This window comes from Pseudomonas paraeruginosa PA7, assembly GCF_000017205.1.
Lineage (GTDB): Bacteria > Pseudomonadota > Gammaproteobacteria > Pseudomonadales > Pseudomonadaceae > Pseudomonas > Pseudomonas paraeruginosa.
In genome coordinates this window covers 6,362,941-6,383,703 of sequence record NC_009656.1, presented here as the reverse complement: position 1 = coordinate 6,383,703, position 20,763 = coordinate 6,362,941, and the positions used below count along the sequence as shown (strand labels likewise).

Here is a 20,763-nt window from a genome sequence, read left to right as displayed (position 1 = left end):
GCGCCATGACCTTTTCCATCGTCGGCCGCTGCGCCGAAACCGGCCAGTTGGGCATCGCCATCAGCTCGTCGAGCATCGCCGTCGGCGCCCGTTGTCCCTGGCTGCGCGCCGGCACCGGCGCGGTGGCCACGCAGAACATCACCCTGCCGGCGCTCGGCCCGCAGATCCTCGACCGCCTCGACCAGGGCCTGGCCCCTGGCGAAGCGCTGGACCAGGCGCTGAGCAGCAACGGCTATGGCCAGTACCGCCAGGTCACGGTGATCGACCAGCACGGCCGCACCGCGTTGTTCACCGGCCGCGAGGCGCTCGGCGTGCACCACGCGCTGGCTGGCGAGCAATGCGTGGCGGCCGGCAACCTGCTGGCCGCGCCGGCGGTGATCGAGGCGATGGTGGATGCCTTCGAGAACGCCGAAGGCCTGCTCGCCGAGCGCCTGCTGGCGGCGATGGGGGCCGCGCTGGCCGCTGGCGGAGAGGCCGGGCCGGTGCATTCGGCGGCGCTGTCGGTGGTCGGCGACCTGCTCTGGCCGGTGGTCGACCTGCGCGTCGACTGGGCCGAGCACGACCCCATCGGCCAGCTCGAGCGACTGTGGCTCGCCTACAAGCCGCAGATGCAGGACTATGTGACCCGCGCCCTCGACCCGACCCGTGCGCCGAGCTACGGCGTGCCCGGCGACGAGTGAGGCCGCCGTTCCCTTTCCTACGACGGCGCGCCGCGGACGGTGCGCCACTGGAGTCCGACATGCCTGGCAGCCGCGACATCCTCGCCGACCTGGTGGCGTTCGACACCGTCAGCCGCGAGTCCAACCTGGCGCTGATCGACTACGTCCGCGACTACCTGGCGGGTTTCGGCGTCGACAGCGAACTGTTCTTCGACGCCGAGGGCCGCAAGGCCAATCTCTACGCCACCATCGGCCCCAGCGACCGTGGCGGCGTCTGCCTTTCCGGGCATACCGACGTGGTACCGGCGGACGGCCAGGCCTGGAGCGTGCCGCCGTTCCGGCTCAGCGAGCGCGACGGCCGCCTCTACGGGCGTGGCACGGCGGACATGAAGGGCTACCTGGCCTGCGTGCTGGCGGCCGTCCCGGCGTTCCTCGCCGCGCCGCTGCGCCTGCCGGTGCACCTGGCGTTCTCCTACGACGAGGAAGTCGGCTGCCTGGGCGTCCGTTCGCTGCTCGCGGCGCTGGAGCGGCGTCCGCACAAGCCGTTGCTGTGCATCATCGGCGAGCCCACCGAGCTGAAGCCGGTGCTCGGCCACAAGGGTAAGCTGGCCATGCGCTGCGAGGTGCACGGCGCGGCCTGCCATTCGGCCTACGCGCCGCAGGGGGTGAATGCCATCGAATACGCCGCGCGGCTGATCGGCCGCCTCGGCGAGATCGGCGCACGCCTGGCGGCGCCGGAGCGCCACGACCGGCGTTTCGATCCGCCCTGCTCGACGGTGCAGACCGGGCTGATCCAGGGCGGTCGCGCGCTGAACATCGTGCCCGCCGAATGCCGCTTCGACTTCGAGATCCGCGCGCTGCCGGCGGACGACCCGCGACAGGTCGCCGAGGAGCTCCGCGACTACGCTGAAAGCGAACTGCTGCCGCAAATGCGCGCCGTGCAGCAAGGCACCGACATTCGCTTCACGCCGCTATCGGCCTATCCCGGCCTGCTCACCGCAGACGACAGCCAGGCGGCGGAGCTGATCGGCCTGCTCAGCGGTTCGACGGATTTCTCCACCGTGGCCTTCGGCACCGAGGGTGGGCTGTTCCACCAGGCCGGTATCCCGGCGGTGATCTGCGGTCCCGGCAGCATGGACCAGGGCCACAAGCCGGACGAGTTCGTCAGCCTCGCTCAGCTCGAGGCGTGCGATGCCCTGCTGGCGCGCCTGGCGGCGTGGCTGCGGGAGCCTTGAGCGGCAGCACCGCGCGATCCTGGCTGGGACTGGCGGCGAAGCGCGCGCGGTAGCTGCGGGAGAAGTACGACGGCGACTCGAAGCCGCAGGCCAGGCTCACCTGTAGCACGCTGAGGTCGGTCTGGCGCAGCAACTGGCGGGCCTTGTCCAGGCGCAGGCCGAGGTAGAAGTTCGAGGGCGTGTCGTCCAGGTGCACGCGGAACAGCCGTTCCAGCTGGCGGCGGGTGACCTGGATGCGCTCGGCCAGCTCCAGGGTGGTCAGTGGCGGCTCGGTATGCCGCTCCATCTCGCCGATCACCTGCACCAGCTTGCGGTTGCTCACCCCATAGCGGGTCGCCACCTGCAGGCGCTGGTGGTCCTGGCGCGGGCGGATGCGGCCGAGCACGAACTGCTCGGAAACCTGCACCGCCAGCTGCGGGCCGTGGGCCTGGGCGATCAGGTCGAGCATCAGGTCGATGGAGGCGGTGCCGCCGGCCGAGGTGATGCGCGGCCCGTCGATCTCGAACAGCTCCTGGGTCACGTTCAGTTGCGGGTAGGACTCCTGGAAGGCGTCGATGGCTTCCCAGTGCAGGGTCGCGCGGCGCCCGTCGAGCAGCCCGGCCTCGGCCAGCACCACGCTGCCGGTATCGATGCCACCGAGGGTCACGCCGTTGCGATCGAGCTTGCGCAGCCACTGCACCAGTGCCGGGGTGACCGCCCGCAGCGGCTCGAAACCGGCCACCACGAACAGCAGGTCGCCTTTCTTCAGCGGCTCCAGCGCGCCGTCGCTGTTCACCGACATGCCATTGCTGGCCAGCACCGGACCGCCGTCGGCGCTGAGCACGTGCCAGCGGTAGAGGTCGGCGTGGAAGCGGTTGGCCACTCGCAATGGCTCCACGGCGGAAACGAAGCCCATTACCGAGAAGCCGGGCAGCAGGAGGAACCAGAAGTCCTGGGACATGGGGAGCTCCATGGTCGAGGTTGCGCAGCCTGTGTGTAGCGCAGGCCTGCCGCGCTTGGCAATGGTCAGGTCGCTGCAGTGCAAGAGCTGGTCGCCGCAGTGCGTTTCGCCGCGGCGCCGCCTGCGTACCTTGGTCGCCAGGACCAGCCCCGGGAGGGGCCGGCACCGACCTCGCAGAAAAACAACCAATAGCCGCACGAGGGGAGACCGATGAAGACGACGATTCGCCAGCTGGGCTGCGCCCTGCTGATCCTGGCCAGTGGCGCCGCCCTGGCCGCCGAACCCGAGCAGTGCCGCACGGTGCGCCTGGGCACGGTGAACTGGACCGACGTGGTCGCCAGCAGCGCCGTGGCCGAAGCCTTGCTCGATGGCCTGGGCTACCAGGTGAAGCAGACCAGCGCCTCGCAACAGATCGTCCTGGCCGGCCTGGCCGACAAGCAGCTGGACCTGTTCCTCGGCTACTGGCAACCGACCATGCAACCGGTCGCCAGGCCTTACCTGGACAAAGGCCGGATCGAAGTGATCGAACCGCCGACCCTGGCCGACGCGCAGTCCACCTATGCGGTGCCGCGCTACGTCGCCGAGGGCGGGCTGAAGACCTTCGCCGACATCGCCCGTTTCAAGGACAAGCTTGGCGGCCGCATCTACGCCATCGAGCCGGGCAGCGGCTCGAACCGCATCACCCGGAAGATGATCGACGACAACCGTTTCGGCCTGAAGGGCTTCCAACTGGTGGAATCCAGCGAGGCCGGGATGCTCACGGCGGTGAAGCGGGCGATCAAGCGCAAGCAGTGGGTGGTGTTCTTCGGCTGGAAGCCGCATCCGATGAACCTGCAGATCGACATGACCTACCTCACCGGCAGCGAGGATGTGTTCGGTCCCGACGAAGGCGCGGCCACCGTCTCCACCATGACCGCCGCCGGCTACCAGGCGCAGTGTGGCAATGTCGCCCGGCTGTTGCGCAACCTGCGTTTCAGCAGCGCCCAGGTCAGCCAGGTGATGGCGCCAATCCTCGAGCGCACCCAGCCCCTCGACGCCGCGCGCCAGTGGCTGAAGGCCAACCCCGAGCCACTGAAGGCCTGGCTGGAGGGCGTGAGCACCTTCGACGGCAAGGATGGCCTGGCCGCGCTCCAGGCCTCGCTGAAGTAACCCGCACCTATCCGCTCCGCCCGGCGCGACCGGGCGGGGCTTCGTACACCCCGAATACAGGGAGCTACCACCGTGAACCATGAAGTCATCGTCACCTGCGCGGTGACCGGCGCCGGCGATACCGTCGGCCGGCATCCGGCGATCCCGGTCACCCCCAAGCAGATTGCCGAGGCCGCCATCGAGGCGGCCAGGGCCGGCGCCACCGTCGCCCACTGCCACGTCCGTGATCCCGCCACCGGCAAGCCCAGCCGCGACGTGGCGCTGTACCGCGAAGTGGTCGAGCGGATCCGCGAGAGCGACACCGACGTGATCATCAACCTCACCGCCGGCATGGGCGGCGACCTGGAGATCGGCAAGGGCGAGCAGCCCCTGGAGTTCGGCGCCGGCACCGACCTGGTCGGCCCGCTGGAGCGGCTGAAGCACGTCGAGGAGCTGCTGCCGGAAATCTGCACCCTGGACTGCGGCACCCTCAACTTCGGCGACGGTGACTACATCTATGTCTCCACCCCGGCCCAGTTGCGCGCCGGCGCCCGGCGCATCACCGAACTGGGGGTCAAGGCCGAGCTGGAAATCTTCGATACCGGCCACCTCTGGTTCGCCAAGCAGATGCTCAAGGAAGGGTTGCTGGAGGACCCGCTGTTCCAGATCTGCCTGGGCATTCCCTGGGGCGCGCCGGCCGATACCACGACCATGAAGGCGATGGCCGACAACCTGCCGCCGGGGGCGACCTGGGCCGGCTTCGGCATCGGCCGTACGCAGATGCCGATGGTCGCCCAGGCCATGTTGCTGGGCGGCAACGTGCGGGTCGGCCTGGAGGACAACATCTGGCTGGACAAGGGCGTGCCGGCGAGCAACGGCAGCCTGGTGGAGCGCGCCATCGAGATCATCGAGCGCCTCGGCGGGCGCGCCCTGAGCCCGGCGGAAGGGCGCCGCAGGATGAACCTGAAACCGCGCTGATTTCTTTCCCCCGCCCCGCCGGGGGCGGGAACAACTTCTGGAGATGTCCATGTCCTTCGTCACCGAGATCAAGACCTTCGCCGCCCTCGGCAGCGGCGTCATCGGCAGCGGCTGGATCGCCCGCGCCCTGGCCCATGGCCTCGACGTCGTCGCCTGGGATCCGGCGCCGGGCGCTGAAGCGGCGTTGCGCGCGCGCGTCGCCAACGCCTGGCCGGCCTTGCGCAAGCAGGGCCTGGCGCCCGGTGCGGCGCAGGAGCGCCTGCGCTTCGTCGCCAGCATCGAGGAATGCGTGGGCGACGCCGATTTCGTCCAGGAGAGCGCCCCCGAGCGGCTCGACCTGAAGCTCGACCTGCACGCCCGGATCAGCGCTGCGGCGCGGCCCGACGTGCTGATCGGCTCGTCCACCTCGGGCCTGCTGCCCAGCGAGTTCTACGCCGAGGCGAGCCACCCAGAGCGCTGCCTGGTCGGCCACCCGTTCAACCCAGTCTACCTGCTGCCGCTGGTGGAGGTGGTCGGTGGCGAACGCACCGCTGCCGAGGCCGTGCGGGCGGCGATGCGGGTCTACGAATCGCTGGGCATGCGTCCGCTGCACGTACGCAAGGAAGTGCCCGGCTTCATCGCCGACCGCCTGCTCGAGGCGCTCTGGCGCGAGGCGTTGCACCTGGTCAACGACGGCGTGGCCACGACCGGCGAGATCGACGATGCGATCCGCTTCGGCGCCGGCCTGCGCTGGTCGTTCATGGGCACTTTCCTGACCTACACCCTGGCCGGCGGCAACGCCGGCATGCGCCACTTCATGGCGCAGTTCGGGCCGGCGCTGCAACTGCCCTGGACCTACCTGCCGGCGCCGGAACTCACCGAAGCCCTGATCGACCGGGTGGTGGAGGGTACCGCCGGGCAGCAGGGCGCGCGCAGCATCGCCGAACTCGAACGCTACCGCGACGACTGCCTGCTGGCGGTGCTCGGGGCGATCAGGGAAACCAAGGCCCGGCACGGCTTCGCCTTCGCCGAATGACCTGACGCGTCTTCCGCCCCGCCGGGCGGAGCGCAACCACGGAGCCCGCCATGAGCCAAGCCCTGACGACCTACGAAACGTCGGTCCTGCCCGAGTGGGTGGACTACAACGGCCACTTGCGCGATGCCTTCTACCTGCTGGTGTTCAGCTACGCCACCGACGCGCTGATGGCGCATATCGGCCTGGACAGCCAGAACCGCGAGGCCAGCGGACATTCGCTGTTCACCCTGGAATGCCACCTGAACTTCCTCCATGAGGTGAAGGAGGGCGCCAGGGTCGAGGTACGCACGCAACTGCTCGGCCACGACCGCAAGCGCCTGCATGTCCACCATGCCCTGTATCTGCCTGGCAGCGGGCAGGCGCTGGCGCTGAGCGAGCAGATGCTGCTCCATGTCAGCCTCGATGGCCCGCGCTCGGTGCCGTTCGAAGGCGAGGTGCTGGCGCGGGTCGAGGCGCTCGCCGAGGCGCATCGCGTGCTTCCCGTGCCGGAAGGCGTCGGCCGGGTGATCGGCCTGCCGCCGGTGCGCTGAGCGCGATGGCCGCGAAGTATCCGCTGTCTCCGGCGATGTGGCGCTTCGTCGAGCGCAGCCGGGCGTTCGCCAGCGACAGTCCGCGCCTGGATGCGCAACGCGCGGCCTACGCGCGGATGTGCAAGGCGTTCGCGCCGCCGCGCCCGGCCGGTTTGCTGGTGGTCGACTCCTGCTTGCCGGCTGCGCCGCCGGTGCGCGTGCGCCGCTATCGCCCCGAGCGCCCGGCACCGCCCGGCGGCTGGCCGGCGCTGCTCTACCTGCACGGTGGCGGCTGGATGCTCGGCGGCCTCGATTCACACGATTTCATCTGCGCCGACCTGGCGGCGCGCCTCGGCCTGCTGGTGCTGGCGGTGGATTACCGGCTGGCGCCGGAGCATCCGTTCCCGGCGGCCTTGCAGGACTGCCTGCGCGCCTGGCAGGCGCTGAGCCTGGGCGAGCTGGACGAAGCGCTGGACCCACGCCGCCTGCTGGTGGCCGGCGACAGCGCCGGCGGCAACCTGGCGGCGGCCCTGTGCCTGGCCCTGCGCGATGGCGGCGCGCCGTCGCCGGCCGCGCAGATATTGCTCTATCCCTTGCTGTCGGCCGCGCCATCGCCCTCGCGGATCGACTGCGTCGACGCCCCGTTGCTCGGCCTCGGCGATGTGCAGGCGTGCCTGGACGCCTACCTGCCGCTGGCGGCGCTGCACCGACAGCCGCTGGCGCTGCCCCTGGAGGCCGCCGATTTCACTGGCCTGCCGCCGGCCTTCGTGGCGGTCGCCGAATTCGATCCGCTGCGCGACGATGGCGAGCGCTATGGCGCAGCGCTACGGGCGGCGGGTGGCGAGGCAGGGTTCTATCCGGGAAGCGGACTGGTCCATGGCTGCCTGCGCGGCCACGGCATCGACGAGGTGGAGGCCCTGCACGAGGCCTTGCGGCGGGCCGTGCAGGGTTTCCTGGCGGCGGGTTCAGGCGAGCGCCAGGCGGGTGAGGATTCCACCGCCGAGCACCAGCCAGGCGAATAGCAGGGCGGCCAGCAGCAATGGCTTGAGGCCGGCGCGGCGGATCGCCGAGAGGTGCGTGCCGAGGCCGAGGCCGGCCATCGCCATGGCCAGGAGGAAGGTGTCGAGGTCGTTGACGTGGCTGACCAGCGCCGGCGGCAGGCTGACCAGCGAGTTGAGCCCGGCGACCAGCACGAAGCCGACGGCGAACCAGGGAATGGTGATCTTCGCCGCGCCGCTGTGCTGCCGGCGGTGTGCCTTGTCGCGTGCCAGCCAGGCCGAGAGCAGGATCAGGAAGGGCGCCAGCATCATCACCCGGACCATCTTGGCGATCACCGCGGTATCCGCTGCCTCGATGCCGATCGAGCGACCCGCGGCGACCACCTGGGCCACCTCGTGCACCGTGGCGCCGATATACACGCCCCAGGTGCCAGGGTCGCGCGGTAGCAGCCCCCAGTCCTGGTCGAGCTGGAACAGCGCCGGGTAGAGGAAGATGCCCAGGGTGCCGAACACCACCACGGTGGAGACCGCCACCGCGACCTGTTCGGCGCGGCCGCGCACCACCGGCTCGGTGGCCATTACCGCGGCGGCGCCGCAGATCGAGCTGCCGGCGCCGATCAGCAGGGTGGTGGTGCGGTCCAGGCCGAACAGCCGGGTGCCGAGCAGGCACGCCAGGCCGAAGGTGCTGGCGAGCATCAGGGCGTCCAGCAGCACGCCGTGCAATCCGACGCCGGCGATGTCCTGGAAGGTCAGGCGCAGGCCGTAGAGGATGATCCCGGCGCGCAGCAGGATCTGCTTCGAGAAGCCGACGCCGGCGGCGCTGCCGGCGGCGATCCGAGGGTACAGGGTGTTGCCGGCGACGATGCCGAGCACGATGGCCAGGGTCAGCGCGCTGATGCCGTTGTGCTGCAACCATTGCGAACGACCCAGGAGGATCGCCGCGCCGGCCAGGGCGGCGCTGAGCAGCAGGCCGGGGATGAGTTTCTGGACCTGGGCCAGGGGTCTGGTAGCGGTCTTGACGGGGAGGGTGTGCATCCTTCGCTCCTCAGGTGAGGTCACGGGACGCAGGTTAGGGAGCGGCAATGGATTTGTGAAACGAATAGTTTCTGTATTAAATACCTGAAAAACAGGTAGATCCTCCCATGGCCCTCAGTTTTCGTCAGCTCCAGATCTTCTGCGCGGTAGCTCGCAGCGGCAGCACCACGGCGGCGGCGGAATCCATCTCGCTGTCGCAGTCGGCCACCAGCGCCGCGCTCAACGAGCTGGAGTCGCAGCTTTCCACGCGCCTGTTCGACCGGGTCGGCAAGCGCCTGCAACTCAATGAGGTCGGCCGCCGCTTCCTGCCCCAGGCGTTGCGCCTGCTCGACGGCGTGGCGCAACTGGAGCAGCAGTTCGCGGCTTCCGCGGCGCCCCAGGCGAGCCTGACGGTGGCGGCCAGCAGCACCATCGGCAACTACGTGCTGCCACGCCTGCTGGCGTCCTTCGAACGCGAGCAACCGGGCGTGAGGGTCGACGCCAGCATCGGCAACACCGGTTCGGCGGTGCACGACGTGGTGACCTTCGCCGCGGACATCGGCCTCATCGAAGGTCCCTGCCACGAGCCCGGCCTGCGGGTGGAGCCCTGGCTCGAGGACAGCCTGATCGTGGTGGCGGCGCCCGGTCATCCGCTGGCCGCGCGCACCCAGGTTTCCCGCGAGGCCCTGCGCCGGGCGCGCTGGCTGCTGCGCGAGCCGGGCTCAGGGACGCGCGAGGAAGTCAGCCATGCCCTGCTGGGCCACCTGCACTACCTGGAAGACAGCCTCGACCTGGGCAGCTCCGAGGCGATCAAGCACAGCGTCGCCGCCGGGCTGGGCATCAGTTGCCTGTCGCGCTGGGTGGTCGAGGAACAGCTGGCCTCCGGCGCGCTGGTCGAGCTGCGCAGCAGCCTGCCACCGCTGCGCCGGCGCTTCTACATGCTGCGCCAGCGCGACAAGTTCCTCTCGCCGGGTTTCGAGCGTTTCTGGGAGCACTGCCGGGCCGGTCTCGCGGCCTGAGGGGCGGCGCGCCGGCACAAAAAAATCCCCCTGTCGCGCCCGACGCGCGAAGGGGGATGAAAAAGGAGCCAGGAACGGCCCTCAGTGTGAGCCTGGCGTCTTCCGCAAGCCGTGAGCTGCCTCGGAGGTCGCTGGGGAGGATTGTGGCGGTGTCGGCGAGCACTGGATTAGCCGAAAACGACCTGCCCATGCCCAGGCGGGACAGCCCCCTTGCCGGGAGCGGCGCGCGCTCAGCAGAATCGACGGCAATCCCCATCGAAGGAGCTGCCGCGATGATGCACGCCGATCTGATCGACCAGGACGATTTCCGCGAACGCCTGCAGGCGCTGGGCTTCAGCGTGCCGCCGGACGCGACTCCGGAGCAGGCCTGCGAATACGCCGTGCGCGGCCTCAGCCCGGAGCGCGCACAGGCGCTGCGACGGCTGGTGGAGGACATGCTCGGCGGCCCCGCCACGCTGCTGCCGGCAGTGCGCGAGGCGATCTCCCGGCAATTGCTGCCGGCGCTGGTGCCGCGCGGCTGAAGAGACGCTGCCCGCTCCCCTCACGGGAGCGGGCAGGGGCGCGCCGGGTCGCTCAGATCCTCACGCTGGCGAAGGTCGATTCCCCTTGCGCCTGGCTCAGGGCCGACAGCGCCGAGGAGTTGGGCATCAGCGCCAGGTCCTGCGGGATCGGCATCAGCACCACCGGCTGGCCCAGCGGCTGGCCCTGGCGCTCGTCGCGCGGCGGGATGCCGAAGTACTCGCGATAGCACTTGGAGAAGTGCGGGGTGGAGACGAAGCCGCAGACCGAGGCCACCTCGATGATCGACATGGAGGTCTGCTTGAGCAACTGGCGGGCGCGGATCAGGCGCAGCTTCAGGTAGTAGCGCGACGGCGAGCAGTGCAGGTACTTCTGGAACAGCCGCTCGAGCTGGCGACGCGAGACGTTGACGTAGACCGCCAGTTCGTCGAGGTCGATAGGTTCCTCCAGGTTGGCCTCCATCAGCGCGACGATCTCCTGCAACTTCGGCTGGTTGGTGCCGAGCATGTGCTTGAGCGGCACGCGCTGGTGGTCCTGCTCGTTGCGGATGCGCTCGTAGATGAACATCTCGGAGATCGCCGCCGACAGCTCGCGGCCATGCTCGCGGCCGATCAGGTGCAGCATCATGTCCATCGGCGCGGTGCCGCCGGAGGAGGTGAAGCGGTTGCGGTCTATCGAGAACAGACGGGTACTCATGGCTACCCGCGGGAAGGCTTCCTGCATCGCCGCCAGGCATTCCCAGTGCACGCTGCAATCGTAGCCGTCGAGCAGACCGGCGCGGGCCAGCGCCCAACTGCCGGTGCACACCGCGCCGAGGCGCCGGCCCTGGCGGGCCTGGGCCTGGAGGAAGGTGACGTGCTCGCGGGTGACGCTGCGCTGGATGCCGACGCCGCCGCAGACGATCACGCAATCCATCGCCGGGGCGTTGTCGGTACCGGCGTCGGGGGTGATCTGCAGACCGTCGCTGGCCCAGACCTGGCGGCCGTCCAGGCTCAGCGTGTGCCAGCGGTAGAGTTCGCGCCCCGAGAGCTGGTTGGCCATGCGCAGCGGCTCCACTGCCGATGCCAGGGAGATGAGGGTGAAATTGTCCAGCAGCAGGAAGCCGATGGACTGCGGATTTCGGTTCTGTGGTGGGACTCCGGGCGCGTACGTGGTCATAGGTGCATCTCCTCACGCTGAGCAAGCAGGCCTCGATCGGAGGCTCTTTTATGATTGTTGGTATTGCCGGCTGGCCTGGGCCACGCCGTGCCGTTGCTTGTTACCAGAGCAAGGCAAATGCCATGCCTATGTTGATTGGGCGTTCAATTAAAAAAGTCCGAAGGCTTTAGCTCGGGATTTTCCATCGGACCTGGCGGAATGGCGGCAACGGAGACGATTGGCGCGCGTCGCGCGCTTGAGCATTTCGGTAGCACCAGGGCGGCGCCCGGCGAGGGGGCGGGGGAGCGGCCCTGGCGACAAAGGTAACGATGGGCGGCGATCCGTTACGCCGGAGTGTGCCGGATGGCGACCGCCCGGTCACGCGTCATATGCGCCAAAAAGTGGCGCCTTGATCGTTTCGTGAGCAATTCCGGTTCAGCATTCGATGGCGTTGACCGCCAGGCCTCCGCGCGAGGTTTCCTTGTATTTGTCGTGCATGTCGGCGCCGGTGTCGCGCATTGTGCGGATCACCTTGTCCAGCGAGATGAAATGCTGGCCGTCGCCGCGCAAGGCCATCTGCGCCGCATTGATGGCCTTCACCGCGGCGATCGCGTTGCGCTCGATGCAGGGCACCTGGACCAGCCCGCCGACCGGGTCGCAGGTCAGCCCGAGGTTGTGCTCCAGGCCGATCTCGGCGGCGTTCTCGACCTGTGCCGGGGTGGCGCCGAGGACTTCCGCCAGGCCGGCGGCGGCCATCGCGCAGGCCGAGCCGACCTCGCCCTGGCAGCCGACCTCGGCGCCGGAGATCGAGGCGTTCTTCTTGCACAGGATGCCCACCGCGGCGGCGGCCAGCAGATAGTCGACGACGTCGTGGTCCCGGGCGTCGGGATTGAACTTCATGTAGTAGTGCAGCACCGCCGGGATGATCCCCGCCGCGCCGTTGGTCGGCGCGGTGACCATGCGCCCGCCGGCGGCGTTCTCCTCGTTCACCGCCAGGGCGAACAGGTTGACCCATTCCATGGCGCTGAGGGTCGAGCCGATCACGTTGGGCTTGCCGATCTCCTGCAGGTTGCGGTGCAGGCGTGCGGCGCGACGCTGCACGTTGAGCCCGCCGGGGAGGATGCCTTCGTTGCGCAAGCCGTTGTCGACGCAGTCGCGCATCGCCTGCCAGATGCGCCGCAGGCCTTCGCGGATGTCGGTCTCGCTGCGCCAGGTGCGTTCGTTGGCCAGCATCAGCTCGGATACCCGCAGGTTGTGCCGCTTGCACAGCAGCAACAGTTCCTCGGCGCTGGAGAAGTCGTAGGGCAGCACCGTGTGGTCCTGGTCGAGCTGGCCGGAGGCGGCCTGCCCGGCGTCGACCACGAAGCCGCCACCGACCGAGTAGTAGGTTTCCTGGTGCAGTTCGCCCTGTTCGCCGTAGGCGACCAGGGTCATGGCGTTGGGGTGGTAGGGCAGGTTCTCGTCGAGCAGGCGCATGTCGCGCACCCAGTCGAACGCTACCGGGAAGCTCCCGTCCAGTTGCAGCAGGCCGCTGTCGAGCAGGGCGGCCATGCGCGGGGCGATCTGCGTCGGGTCGATGCGGTCCGGCCATTCGCCCATCAGGCCCATGATCACCGCGCGATCGGTGCCGTGGCCGACGCCGGTGGCAGACAGCGAGCCGTACAGGCGCACCTCGAGGCGGCGTACCGCCGGCAGCGCCTGGCGTTGGCGCAGGGCGGCGGTGAACAGCGCGGCGGCGCGCATCGGGCCGACGGTGTGCGAACTGGACGGGCCGATACCGATCTTGAAAAGGTCGAACACACTGATAGCCATGCCGGCCTCCGGGAATACCGCGGCATCCTTGCCTGCGTAGTGGGGGTGGCGGTTCCTCCGCCCGCGTTTCCTGCGCATCATCGGGCTTTCCCCGGGGCGGGCCGCATCCGCCACCGACCCGGCCATGTCCAAAAGCGCCGCGTTCGCGCATGGAGCGGGGAACCTCCGTGGCCGCCGGGCGTCTGCACCTGCGCGGTGGCGAAATGCGAACGGGCTCGCGCCGCTCTGAAAACGGCATCCGCCGGTCGCCGGCAAAGGCCACTATGATTGAATGCGACACAGCGGGTACTGAATGCGACCCCGCCTGCACTGGTTGCGACCCACCCGGTAGGCGACGGATGCGTCCTGTTTCATGATCGTTCACGAATTGCCCGCTGAGGGCCGCAACCGGTCGGCCCGCTACAGACAGACCGCCGCGCCTTCCGGGGCAGCGCCGGCGCCTTACCCTGCAGAGGAGTTCGCTATGAAAGGTTGCAAGTCTTGGCTGCTGGTCGTGTCTTTATGCGCACCGCTGGCAGCCCAGGCCGCGGAGCCCGAATCCTGTGGGTCGGTGCGTTTCGCCGATGTCGGCTGGACCGACATCACCGTGACCACCGCCGTCACCCGCCAGGTCCTCGAGTCCCTCGGCTACAAGACCAGGGTCAATCTGCTCTCGGTGCCGGTGACCTACCGCTCCCTGGCCAACAACGACCTCGATGTGTTCCTGGGCAACTGGATGCCCACCATGACCAACGACATCAAGCAGTACGCCGAGAAAGGCACGGTCGAGACGCTGCGCGCCAATCTGGAGGGCGCCAAGTACACCCTGGCGGTTCCCCAGTACGTCTACGACGGCGGCCTGCGCAGCTTCGCCGATATCGCGAAGTTCTCCGACAAGCTGGGCAACAAGATCTACGGGATCGAGCCGGGTAACGATGGCAACCGCGTCGCCCAGAGCATGATCGACAAGAACGCCTTCGAGCTGGGCAGGTTCAAGCTGGTGGAATCGAGCGAGGCGGGCATGCTCTCGCAGGTGCAGCGGGCGATCCGGCGCAACCAGTGGGTGGTGTTCCTCGGCTGGGAGCCGCATCCGATGAATACGCGCTTCCAGATGAAGTACCTGGAAGGCGGCGACGACTTCTTCGGCCCCAACTATGGCGGCGCGACCATCTACACCAACGTGCGCAAGGGCTACGCCCAGGAATGCGCCAACGTCGGCCGGCTGTTGAAGAACCTCAGCTTCACCCTCGAGATGGAGAACAAGCTGATGGATGCCGTACTCAACGACAACAAGAAACCCGAGGAAGCCGCTAAGGCCTGGTTGAAGGACCACCCGGAACAGCTCGATGCCTGGCTGGCCGGCGTCACCACGCGCGACGGGCAGCCTGCCGCGGCTGCGGCCAAGCTGGCCTTCGCCAAGTAGGCGACCGGTCGTTCATTTCCCGCTCTTGATGGACCCTGATTATGTTCCTGACTGATCACAAGCTCCCGCTGGGAGAGCAGATCGCCGGTTTCGTCGACTGGCTGACCCTGCATGGCGCATCGTTCTTCGACAAGGTTTCCGACACCCTGGAATTTCTCATCCACGGCGTCACCAACGGACTGCTCTGGTTCAACCCGCTGGTGCTGATCGCCCTGCTGGTGGGGCTGGTGCACGTCATCCAGCGCAGCTGGGGGCTGACCGTGTTCGCCCTGGCCTCGCTGCTGCTGATCCTCAACCTGGGCTACTGGCAGGAGACCATGGAAACCCTCGCCCAGGTGATATTCGCCACCTTGGTGTGCATCGCCGTCGGCGTGCCGCTGGGGATCGTCGCCGCGCACAAGCCGTGGTTCTACACCGCGCTGCGGCCGCTGCTGGACCTGATGCAGACGGTGCCGACCTTCGTCTACCTGATCCCGACCCTGACCCTGTTCGGCCTCGGCGTGGTGCCGGGGCTGATCTCCACGGTGATCTTCGCCGTCGCCGCGCCGATCCGCCTGACCTGCCTGGGTATCCAGGACGTGCCGGCGGAGTTGCTCGACGCCGGCAAGGCCTTCGGCTGCTCGCGCTGGCAACTGCTGACGCGCATCGAGCTGCCGCATGCGATGCCGAGCATCGCCGCCGGCATCACCCAATGCATCATGCTCTCCCTGTCGATGGTGGTGATCGCCGCGCTGGTCGGCGCCGATGGCCTCGGCAAGCCGGTGGTGAACGCGCTGAACACCGCCGACATCTCCCTCGGCTTCGAAGCCGGCCTGGCCATCGTCCTGCTCGCCATCCTGCTCGACCGGGTGTGCAAGCAGCGCGCCGTGAAGGGGAAATAAGCCATGACCGCGATCCGATTCGACCACGTGGACGTCATCTTCGGCACCCACACCAAGGAAGCCCTGAAGCTCCTCGACCAGGGCCTCGGCCGCGCCGAGATCCTCAAGCGCACCGGCCAGGTGCTCGGCGTCGAGGACGCCTGCCTGGACGTCAACCGCGGCGAGATCTGCGTGCTGATGGGGCTTTCCGGCTCCGGCAAGTCGAGCCTGCTGCGCTGCATCAACGGCCTGAACAAGGTCAGCCGCGGCAAGCTGCTGATCGAGCACGAAGGTTCGCAGGTGGACATCGCCAACTGCTCGCCGGCGACCCTCAAGGCGATGCGCACCAAGCGCATCGCCATGGTGTTCCAGAAGTTCGCCCTGATGCCCTGGCTGACGGTGGCCGAGAACGTCGGTTTCGGCCTGGAGATGCAGGGCCGCCCGGCCGCCGAGCGGAAGAAACTGATCGACGAGAAGCTCGAGCTGGTCGGCCTCTCGCAGTGGCGCGACAAGCGTCCCGACTCGCTCTCCGGCGGCATGCAGCAGCGCGTCGGCCTGGCCCGCGCGCTGGCGATGGACGGCGACATCCTGCTGATGGATGAACCCTTCTCCGCCCTCGACCCGCTGATCCGCCAGCAATTGCAGGATGAACTGCTGGTGCTGCAACGGCAACTGCACAAGACCATCGTGTTCGTCAGCCACGACCTCGACGAGGCGCTGAAGATCGGCACCCGCATCGCGATCATGAAGGACGGCCGGATCATCCAGCACGGCAGGCCGGAAGAGATCGTGCTGAGCCCGGCGGACGACTACGTGCGTACCTTCGTCGCCCATACCAACCCGCTCAACGTGCTGTGCGGGCAGAGCCTGATGCGTGGCCTCGACCAGTGCATCCGGCAGAACGACGAGATCTGCTTCGACCAGGGCCGCGACTGCTGGATCGGCCTGAGCGAAGGCGACGTGCTCAAGGGCGCGCGCCAGGGCGGCAACGTCATCGACCTGCAACGCTGGCGCCAGGGCGACCCGGTGGAGAAGCTGCGCCGCGAACCGACCCTGGTGGATGTCAGCATCCGCATGCGCGATGCCTTGCAGATCCGCTACCAGACCGGCCACAAGCTGGTCCTGCAGGAGCAGGACAGGGTGGTCGGGGTGCTCGGCGACAGCGAGCTGTATCACGCACTGCTGGGCAAGAACCTCGGCTGATTCCCGCCACGGCCCCCTCCGGGGCCGCTTCGAATGCCCGGCGCTGCCGGGCATTCGCGTTTATCCTCCGCGCTTTTTCCGTCTGCTATTCCTTTCGCGCGCTTCCTCCGGCATGCGCCGGGCGACCGGGAGGCACGAAAGAAAGGCCCGGCGAAACGCCGGGCCGAGTACGCACCTGACTGGAGAGGGCGCCCGAGCGGCGCCGGACTTCAGGTCTGCGGCTGGGTTGGCGCCGGCACCGGCTGGTAGGTGCGGCGGTCGCCGACCTGGGCCTCGTAGTCGGCGCGCATGGCCTTGTGCAGGCCGAACATGAACAGGATCAGCACCGCCGAGAACGGCAGGCCGGCGAGCACCACGACGGTCTGCATCGCCGTGAAGTTGCCGGCGAACAGCAGGCCGATGGTGACTAGCGTGACGACGGCCGACCAGAGGATACGCAGCCAGTTCGGCGCGTCCTCGTCCAACTCGCCGCCGCTGCGCGAGAGATTGGCCAGCATCACCGAGCCGGAATCCGCCGGGGTGAGGAACAGCACGAAGCCGACGAAGATCGACAGGCCGATGACGATCTTCGACAGCGGATAGTGTTCCAGCAGCAGGTAGATCGACATAGACGGCTGCTCCAGCGCGGCCTTGCCGAGGTCGGTCGCGCCGTGGTTCATCACCAGATCCAGGGCGCTGTTGCCGAATACCGACAGCCAGGCCAGGGTGAAGCCCAGCGGGATCAGCAGTACCCCGCAGACCAGTTCGCGTACGCTGCGGCCCCGGGAGATGCGGGCGATGAACATGCCGACGAAGGGCGCCCAGGAAATCCACCAGGCCCAGTAGAACAGGGTCCACAGGCCCAGCCATTCCTCGCTCTTGCCAGCGCCGGCGCCGGTGTAGACGTAGAGGTCGAAGGTCTTCAGCACCAGGCCGTCGAGATAGTCGCCGAGGTTCTGCACGAAGCCGTTGAGCAGTTCCAGGGTCGAACCGCAGACCAGCACGAACACCAGCAGCGAGCTGAACAGCACGATGTTCAGGTTGGACAGCCGGCGGATGCCTTTCTCGATGCCGGACACCGCCGCCAGGGTGGCGACCAGGCTCATCACCAGGATCACCGCCAGCAGGGTGCCCTTGCTGTGCGGGATGCCGGTGAGGTACTCGAGACCGGACGACACCTGCAGGGCGCCGATGCCCAGGTTGGTCACCAGCCCGAGGAGGGTGACGAAGATACCGAAGCAATCCACCGCGTGGCCCGCGGCACCTTTCACCCAGCGTTCGCCGAGGATCGGATAGAGCGCCGAGCGCAACGCCAGCGGCTGGCGATGGCGGTAGGCGAAGTAACCGACGGCGAGGCCGACCAGGGCATAGATCGCCCAGCCGTGCAGGCCCCAGTGGAGGAAGGTCAGTTGCAGCGCCTGGCGCGCCGCCTGAGGGCTGCCGGGAACGCCTTCGGGTGGGTGGTAGAGGTGGTCGATCGGCTCGGAGGCGGCGAAGTAGAGCAGCGAGATGCCGATCCCGGAGGAGAACAGCATGCCGGCCCAGGCGCCGTAGCTGAAGTCCGGCTTCTCGTGGTCCTCGCCGAGCTTGAGGGTGCCGAAGCGCGAGAAGGCGATCCAGACCACGAAGAACAGGTAGGCACCGATGGCCAGCATGTAGTACCAGCCGAAGCTGTGCGACAGCCACGCCTGGATGCGGCCGAGCAAGGCTCCGGCGCTATCGGGATAGAGGATGAGGGCGGCGGTCAGAACCAGGATCAGTGCGGTCGAGCCGAAGAACACGATCGGGTTCAGACGTACCTGCTCGTTTGTTTTTATTGGCGAAGCAGTACTCATTGGAGGATGACCCCATGGCAGTGAAAGCATGGCGGCTTATGGCCGCGGACTACAGACACAGCATTGCCACCCCACTTGAAGCCCGGATTCTGCGATCCTTGGCGGACTTCGGCGACGAGGTGATGAACGGCGCGGGCCAGGTTGCACGCAGGCTGGGAGCCGCTCATGGACGCCGAGCTTATTCTTAGTTGATTGAACGTTCAATAAAAACAAAATAGACTGGCCACCAATGACGTCGGTCGGTGCCCGCACGCACCCATCGACGAGAGGAGATAGCAATGCCCAAGGTCGGTATGCAGCCCATCCGCCGCTCGCAACTGATTCACGCCACCCTGGAGGCGGTCGATCAGGTCGGCATGGGAGACGCCAGCATCGCCCTGATAGCCCGCCTGGCGGGTGTTTCCAACGGCATCATCAGCCACTACTTCCAGGACAAGAACGGCTTGCTGGAAGCGACCATGCGGCACCTGCTCAGCGCCTTGAGCAAGGCCGTGCGCGAACGCCGCGCGGCGCTCTACGACGACAGTCCGAGGGCGCACCTGCGAGCGATCGTCGAAGGCAACTTCGACGACAGCCAGGTCAATGGTCCGGCAATGAAGACCTGGCTGGCGTTCTGGGCGACCAGCATGCACCAGCCGGCACTGCGTCGATTGCAGCGGGTCAACGACCATCGCCTGTATTCGAACCTGTGCTACCAGTTCCGCCGCCAGCTTTCGGCGGACGACGCCCGCGCCGCGGCACGCGGCCTGGCGGCCCTGATCGACGGCCTGTGGTTGCGTGGCGCGCTGACCGGCGACGCCTTCGACACCGACGAGGCCCTGAACATCGCTTACGACTACCTCGACCAGCAGTTGGCAAAACAGTCGGGGTAGGGACGAAAACCCCCGCGGCGCCGCCTTGCGCCTGCGATACCGATAAGAGAGGACTGCAACATGGCCCGATTCGAAGAACAGAAGCTCTACATTGGCGGTCGCTACGTGGAGGCCAGCAGTGGCGCCACCTTCGAGACCATCAACCCGGCCAATGGCGAAGTGCTCGCCAAGGTCCAGCGGGCTTCCAGGGAAGACGTCGAGCGGGCCGTGCAGAGCGCCGTCGAAGGGCAGAAGGTCTGGGCGGCGATGACCGCCATGCAACGCTCGCGCATCCTCCGTCGCGCCGTCGACCTCCTCCGCGAGCGCAACGACGAACTGGCCGCCCTGGAAACCCTGGATACCGGCAAGCCGCTGGCGGAAACCCGCGCGGTGGACATCGTCACCGGCGCCGACGTGCTCGAGTACTACGCGGGCCTGGTCCCGGCCATCGAAGGCGAGCAGATTCCGCTGCGCGAAACCAGTTTCGTCTACACCCGCCGCGAGCCGCTGGGTGTGGTCGCCGGCATCGGCGCCTGGAACTACCCGGTGCAGATCGCCCTGTGGAAATCAGCCCCGGCCCTCGCTGCCGGCAACGCGATGATCTTCAAGCCCAGCGAGGTCACCCCGCTGACCGCCCTCAAGCTGGCCGAGATCTACACCGAGGCCGGCGTGCCGGACGGCGTGTTCAACGTGCTCACCGGCAGCGGACGCGAAGTCGGCCAGTGGCTGACCGAGCACCCGCTGATCGAGAAGATCTCCTTCACCGGCGGCACCTCCACCGGCAAGAAGGTCATGGCCAGCGCCTCCAGCTCGTCGCTGAAGGAAGTGACCATGGAACTGGGCGGAAAGTCCCCGCTGATCATCTTCCCCGACGCCGACCTCGACCGCGCCGCCGACATCGCCGTCATGGCCAACTTCTTCAGCTCCGGCCAGGTCTGCACCAACGGCACCCGGGTATTCATCCACCGTTCCCAGCAGGCCCGCTTCGAAGCCAAGGTACTGGAGCGCGTGCAGCGCATCCGTCTTGGCGATCCGCAGGACGAGAACACCAACTTCGGCCCGCTGGTCAGCTTCCCGCACATGGAAAGCGTGCTCGGCTACATCGAGTCCGGCAAGGCGCAGAAGGCTCGCCTGCTGTGCGGCGGCGAACGGGTGACCGAGGGGGCGTTCGGCAATGGCGCCTACGTCGCGCCGACCGTGTTCACCGATTGCAGCGACGACATGACCATCGTCCGCGAGGAAATCTTCGGACCGGTGATGAGCATTCTGGTCTACGACGACGAGGACGAGGCGATCCGCCGCGCCAACGACACCGAGTACGGCCTCGCCGCCGGCGTCGTGACCCAGGACCTGGCCCGCGCCCACCGCGCCATCCATCGCCTGGAAGCCGGCATCTGCTGGATCAATACCTGGGGCGAGTCGCCGGCGGAAATGCCGGTCGGCGGTTACAAGCAATCCGGTGTCGGTCGCGAGAACGGCCTGACCACCCTGGCTCACTACACTCGCATCAAGTCCGTGCAAGTGGAGCTGGGCGACTACGCCTCGGTGTTCTGAGCCTCGACGCAGCGCTCGAACCCCTAACCAGGCCGGTCCCAGGCAACGCTCCCTGACACCGGCCATTCCGAACTTCCAGACACCGGCGCGCCAGCGTCGCGGCCGGTGTCATGCCG

The 20,763-nt window shown here is 68.0% G+C and carries 19 protein-coding genes; 14 read left to right on the top strand and 5 right to left on the bottom strand.

Features of this window, described 5'->3' with window-relative positions; genetic code table 11:
* Positions 1-5 precede the first annotated feature (5 nt).
* Both PSPA7_RS29455 and argE read left to right on the top strand, forming a co-directional pair.
* Complete coding sequence (locus PSPA7_RS29455) at positions 6-680, top strand: DUF1028 domain-containing protein (RefSeq protein WP_003153462.1); 675 nt, start codon at positions 6-8, stop codon at positions 678-680.
* A gap of 59 nt (positions 681-739) precedes the next feature.
* Positions 740-1,894, top strand: coding sequence for an acetylornithine deacetylase (gene argE, locus PSPA7_RS29450; RefSeq protein ID WP_012077982.1), 1,155 nt, complete (start codon positions 740-742; stop codon positions 1,892-1,894).
* Here the strand turns inward: argE and cdhR are convergent.
* A complete protein-coding gene (cdhR, locus tag PSPA7_RS29445) occupies positions 1,824-2,834 on the bottom strand; it encodes an HTH-type transcriptional regulator CdhR (RefSeq protein WP_012077981.1) in 1,011 nt (336 codons plus the stop codon). The two genes, argE and cdhR, sit on opposite strands and share 71 nt — an antisense overlap.
* A gap of 210 nt (positions 2,835-3,044) precedes the next feature.
* On the opposite strand from cdhR, the gene PSPA7_RS29440 reads away from it, so the two are divergent.
* From PSPA7_RS29440 to PSPA7_RS29420, 5 genes are all read left to right on the top strand, one after another.
* Positions 3,045-3,983 (top strand): choline ABC transporter substrate-binding protein, encoded by a 939-nt coding sequence (locus PSPA7_RS29440; RefSeq protein ID WP_012077980.1) that lies wholly within the window; start codon positions 3,045-3,047, stop codon positions 3,981-3,983.
* Positions 3,984-4,055: 72 nt separating this feature from the next.
* On the top strand, positions 4,056-4,940 hold the full coding sequence (cdhC, locus tag PSPA7_RS29435) for a 3-dehydrocarnitine:acetyl-CoA trimethylamine transferase CdhC (RefSeq protein ID WP_003153458.1): 885 nt from the start codon (positions 4,056-4,058) through the stop codon (positions 4,938-4,940).
* Positions 4,941-4,989: 49 nt separating this feature from the next.
* On the top strand, positions 4,990-5,955 hold the full coding sequence (locus tag PSPA7_RS29430; RefSeq protein WP_012077979.1) for an L-carnitine dehydrogenase: 966 nt from the start codon (positions 4,990-4,992) through the stop codon (positions 5,953-5,955).
* Positions 5,956-6,005: 50 nt separating this feature from the next.
* Positions 6,006-6,485 (top strand): thioesterase family protein, encoded by a 480-nt coding sequence (locus PSPA7_RS29425; RefSeq protein ID WP_012077978.1) that lies wholly within the window; start codon positions 6,006-6,008, stop codon positions 6,483-6,485.
* A 5-nt stretch (positions 6,486-6,490) separates the two neighbouring features.
* Positions 6,491-7,486 (top strand): acylcarnitine hydrolase, encoded by a 996-nt coding sequence (locus PSPA7_RS29420; protein WP_012077977.1) that lies wholly within the window; start codon positions 6,491-6,493, stop codon positions 7,484-7,486.
* Here the strand turns inward: PSPA7_RS29420 and PSPA7_RS29415 are convergent.
* Positions 7,430-8,497 (bottom strand): YeiH family protein, encoded by a 1,068-nt coding sequence (locus PSPA7_RS29415; protein ID WP_012077976.1) that lies wholly within the window; start codon positions 8,495-8,497, stop codon positions 7,430-7,432. The two genes, PSPA7_RS29420 and PSPA7_RS29415, sit on opposite strands and share 57 nt — an antisense overlap.
* 107 nt (positions 8,498-8,604) lie before the next feature.
* Here PSPA7_RS29415 and PSPA7_RS29410 point away from each other — a divergent pair, with 107 nt between their 5' ends.
* Together PSPA7_RS29410 and PSPA7_RS29405 are read left to right on the top strand one after the other, a co-directional pair.
* Positions 8,605-9,495 (top strand): LysR family transcriptional regulator, encoded by an 891-nt coding sequence (locus tag PSPA7_RS29410; protein WP_003149677.1) that lies wholly within the window; start codon positions 8,605-8,607, stop codon positions 9,493-9,495.
* Between the two features lie 272 nt (positions 9,496-9,767).
* Positions 9,768-10,016 carry a hypothetical protein gene (locus tag PSPA7_RS29405; RefSeq protein WP_003149675.1) on the top strand — a complete coding sequence of 83 codons (249 nt, stop codon included), beginning with the start codon at positions 9,768-9,770 and terminating at the stop codon, positions 10,014-10,016.
* A gap of 52 nt (positions 10,017-10,068) precedes the next feature.
* Here PSPA7_RS29405 and gbdR read toward each other — a convergent pair whose 3' ends face one another.
* Positions 10,069-11,172, bottom strand: a complete 1,104-nt coding sequence (gene gbdR, locus PSPA7_RS29400) for a choline metabolism transcriptional regulator GbdR (RefSeq protein WP_012077975.1) — start codon at positions 11,170-11,172, stop codon at positions 10,069-10,071.
* 414 nt (positions 11,173-11,586) lie between these two features.
* Positions 11,587-12,963, bottom strand: a complete 1,377-nt coding sequence (locus PSPA7_RS29395) for an L-serine ammonia-lyase (protein ID WP_033998040.1) — start codon at positions 12,961-12,963, stop codon at positions 11,587-11,589.
* Positions 12,964-13,426: 463 nt separating this feature from the next.
* Between PSPA7_RS29395 and PSPA7_RS29390 the strand changes: the two genes are divergently transcribed.
* From PSPA7_RS29390 to choV, 3 genes are read left to right on the top strand one after another with little or no spacing between them, the layout of a single operon-like run.
* Entirely contained in the window at positions 13,427-14,365 is a 939-nt protein-coding gene (locus tag PSPA7_RS29390) for a choline ABC transporter substrate-binding protein (RefSeq protein ID WP_012077972.1), read from the top strand.
* Between the two features lie 41 nt (positions 14,366-14,406).
* On the top strand, positions 14,407-15,246 hold the full coding sequence (choW, locus tag PSPA7_RS29385) for a choline ABC transporter permease subunit (protein WP_012077971.1): 840 nt from the start codon (positions 14,407-14,409) through the stop codon (positions 15,244-15,246).
* A 3-nt stretch (positions 15,247-15,249) separates the two neighbouring features.
* The gene (choV, locus tag PSPA7_RS29380; protein ID WP_003149671.1) at positions 15,250-16,428 is read left to right on the top strand and encodes a choline ABC transporter ATP-binding protein; all 1,179 of its coding nucleotides are present in this window, start codon (positions 15,250-15,252) and stop codon (positions 16,426-16,428) included.
* 209 nt (positions 16,429-16,637) lie between these two features.
* On the opposite strand, the gene PSPA7_RS29375 is transcribed toward choV, so the two are convergent.
* Complete coding sequence (locus tag PSPA7_RS29375; protein ID WP_041025439.1) at positions 16,638-18,188, bottom strand: BCCT family transporter; 1,551 nt, start codon at positions 18,186-18,188, stop codon at positions 16,638-16,640.
* A gap of 332 nt (positions 18,189-18,520) precedes the next feature.
* Here PSPA7_RS29375 and betI point away from each other — a divergent pair, with 332 nt between their 5' ends.
* Entirely contained in the window at positions 18,521-19,114 is a 594-nt protein-coding gene (gene betI, locus PSPA7_RS29370) for a transcriptional regulator BetI (protein WP_003096684.1), read from the top strand.
* Between the two features lie 60 nt (positions 19,115-19,174).
* Positions 19,175-20,647, top strand: coding sequence for a betaine-aldehyde dehydrogenase (gene betB / locus PSPA7_RS29365; protein ID WP_012077969.1), 1,473 nt, complete (start codon positions 19,175-19,177; stop codon positions 20,645-20,647).
* Positions 20,648-20,763: the final 116 nt, after the last annotated feature.

Excerpts from the sequence above, each read along its gene's own strand:
- PSPA7_RS29455 (WP_003153462.1), top strand. The coding sequence starts at position 6 with ATGACCTTTTCCATCGTCGGCCGCTGCGCCGAAACCGGCCAGTTGGGC.
- argE (WP_012077982.1), top strand. The coding sequence starts at position 740 with ATGCCTGGCAGCCGCGACATCCTCGCCGACCTGGTGGCGTTCGACACC.
- cdhR (WP_012077981.1), bottom strand. The coding sequence starts at position 2,834 with ATGTCCCAGGACTTCTGGTTCCTCCTGCTGCCCGGCTTCTCGGTAATG.
- PSPA7_RS29440 (WP_012077980.1), top strand. The coding sequence starts at position 3,045 with ATGAAGACGACGATTCGCCAGCTGGGCTGCGCCCTGCTGATCCTGGCC.
- PSPA7_RS29430 (WP_012077979.1), top strand. The coding sequence starts at position 4,990 with ATGTCCTTCGTCACCGAGATCAAGACCTTCGCCGCCCTCGGCAGCGGC.
- PSPA7_RS29425 (WP_012077978.1), top strand. The coding sequence starts at position 6,006 with ATGAGCCAAGCCCTGACGACCTACGAAACGTCGGTCCTGCCCGAGTGG.
- PSPA7_RS29420 (WP_012077977.1), top strand. The coding sequence starts at position 6,491 with ATGGCCGCGAAGTATCCGCTGTCTCCGGCGATGTGGCGCTTCGTCGAG.
- PSPA7_RS29415 (WP_012077976.1), bottom strand. The coding sequence starts at position 8,497 with ATGCACACCCTCCCCGTCAAGACCGCTACCAGACCCCTGGCCCAGGTC.
- PSPA7_RS29410 (WP_003149677.1), top strand. The coding sequence starts at position 8,605 with ATGGCCCTCAGTTTTCGTCAGCTCCAGATCTTCTGCGCGGTAGCTCGC.
- PSPA7_RS29405 (WP_003149675.1), top strand. The coding sequence starts at position 9,768 with ATGATGCACGCCGATCTGATCGACCAGGACGATTTCCGCGAACGCCTG.
- gbdR (WP_012077975.1), bottom strand. The coding sequence starts at position 11,172 with ATGACCACGTACGCGCCCGGAGTCCCACCACAGAACCGAAATCCGCAG.
- PSPA7_RS29395 (WP_033998040.1), bottom strand. The coding sequence starts at position 12,963 with ATGGCTATCAGTGTGTTCGACCTTTTCAAGATCGGTATCGGCCCGTCC.
- PSPA7_RS29390 (WP_012077972.1), top strand. The coding sequence starts at position 13,427 with ATGAAAGGTTGCAAGTCTTGGCTGCTGGTCGTGTCTTTATGCGCACCG.
- choW (WP_012077971.1), top strand. The coding sequence starts at position 14,407 with ATGTTCCTGACTGATCACAAGCTCCCGCTGGGAGAGCAGATCGCCGGT.
- choV (WP_003149671.1), top strand. The coding sequence starts at position 15,250 with ATGACCGCGATCCGATTCGACCACGTGGACGTCATCTTCGGCACCCAC.
- betI (WP_003096684.1), top strand. The coding sequence starts at position 18,521 with ATGCCCAAGGTCGGTATGCAGCCCATCCGCCGCTCGCAACTGATTCAC.
- betB (WP_012077969.1), top strand. The coding sequence starts at position 19,175 with ATGGCCCGATTCGAAGAACAGAAGCTCTACATTGGCGGTCGCTACGTG.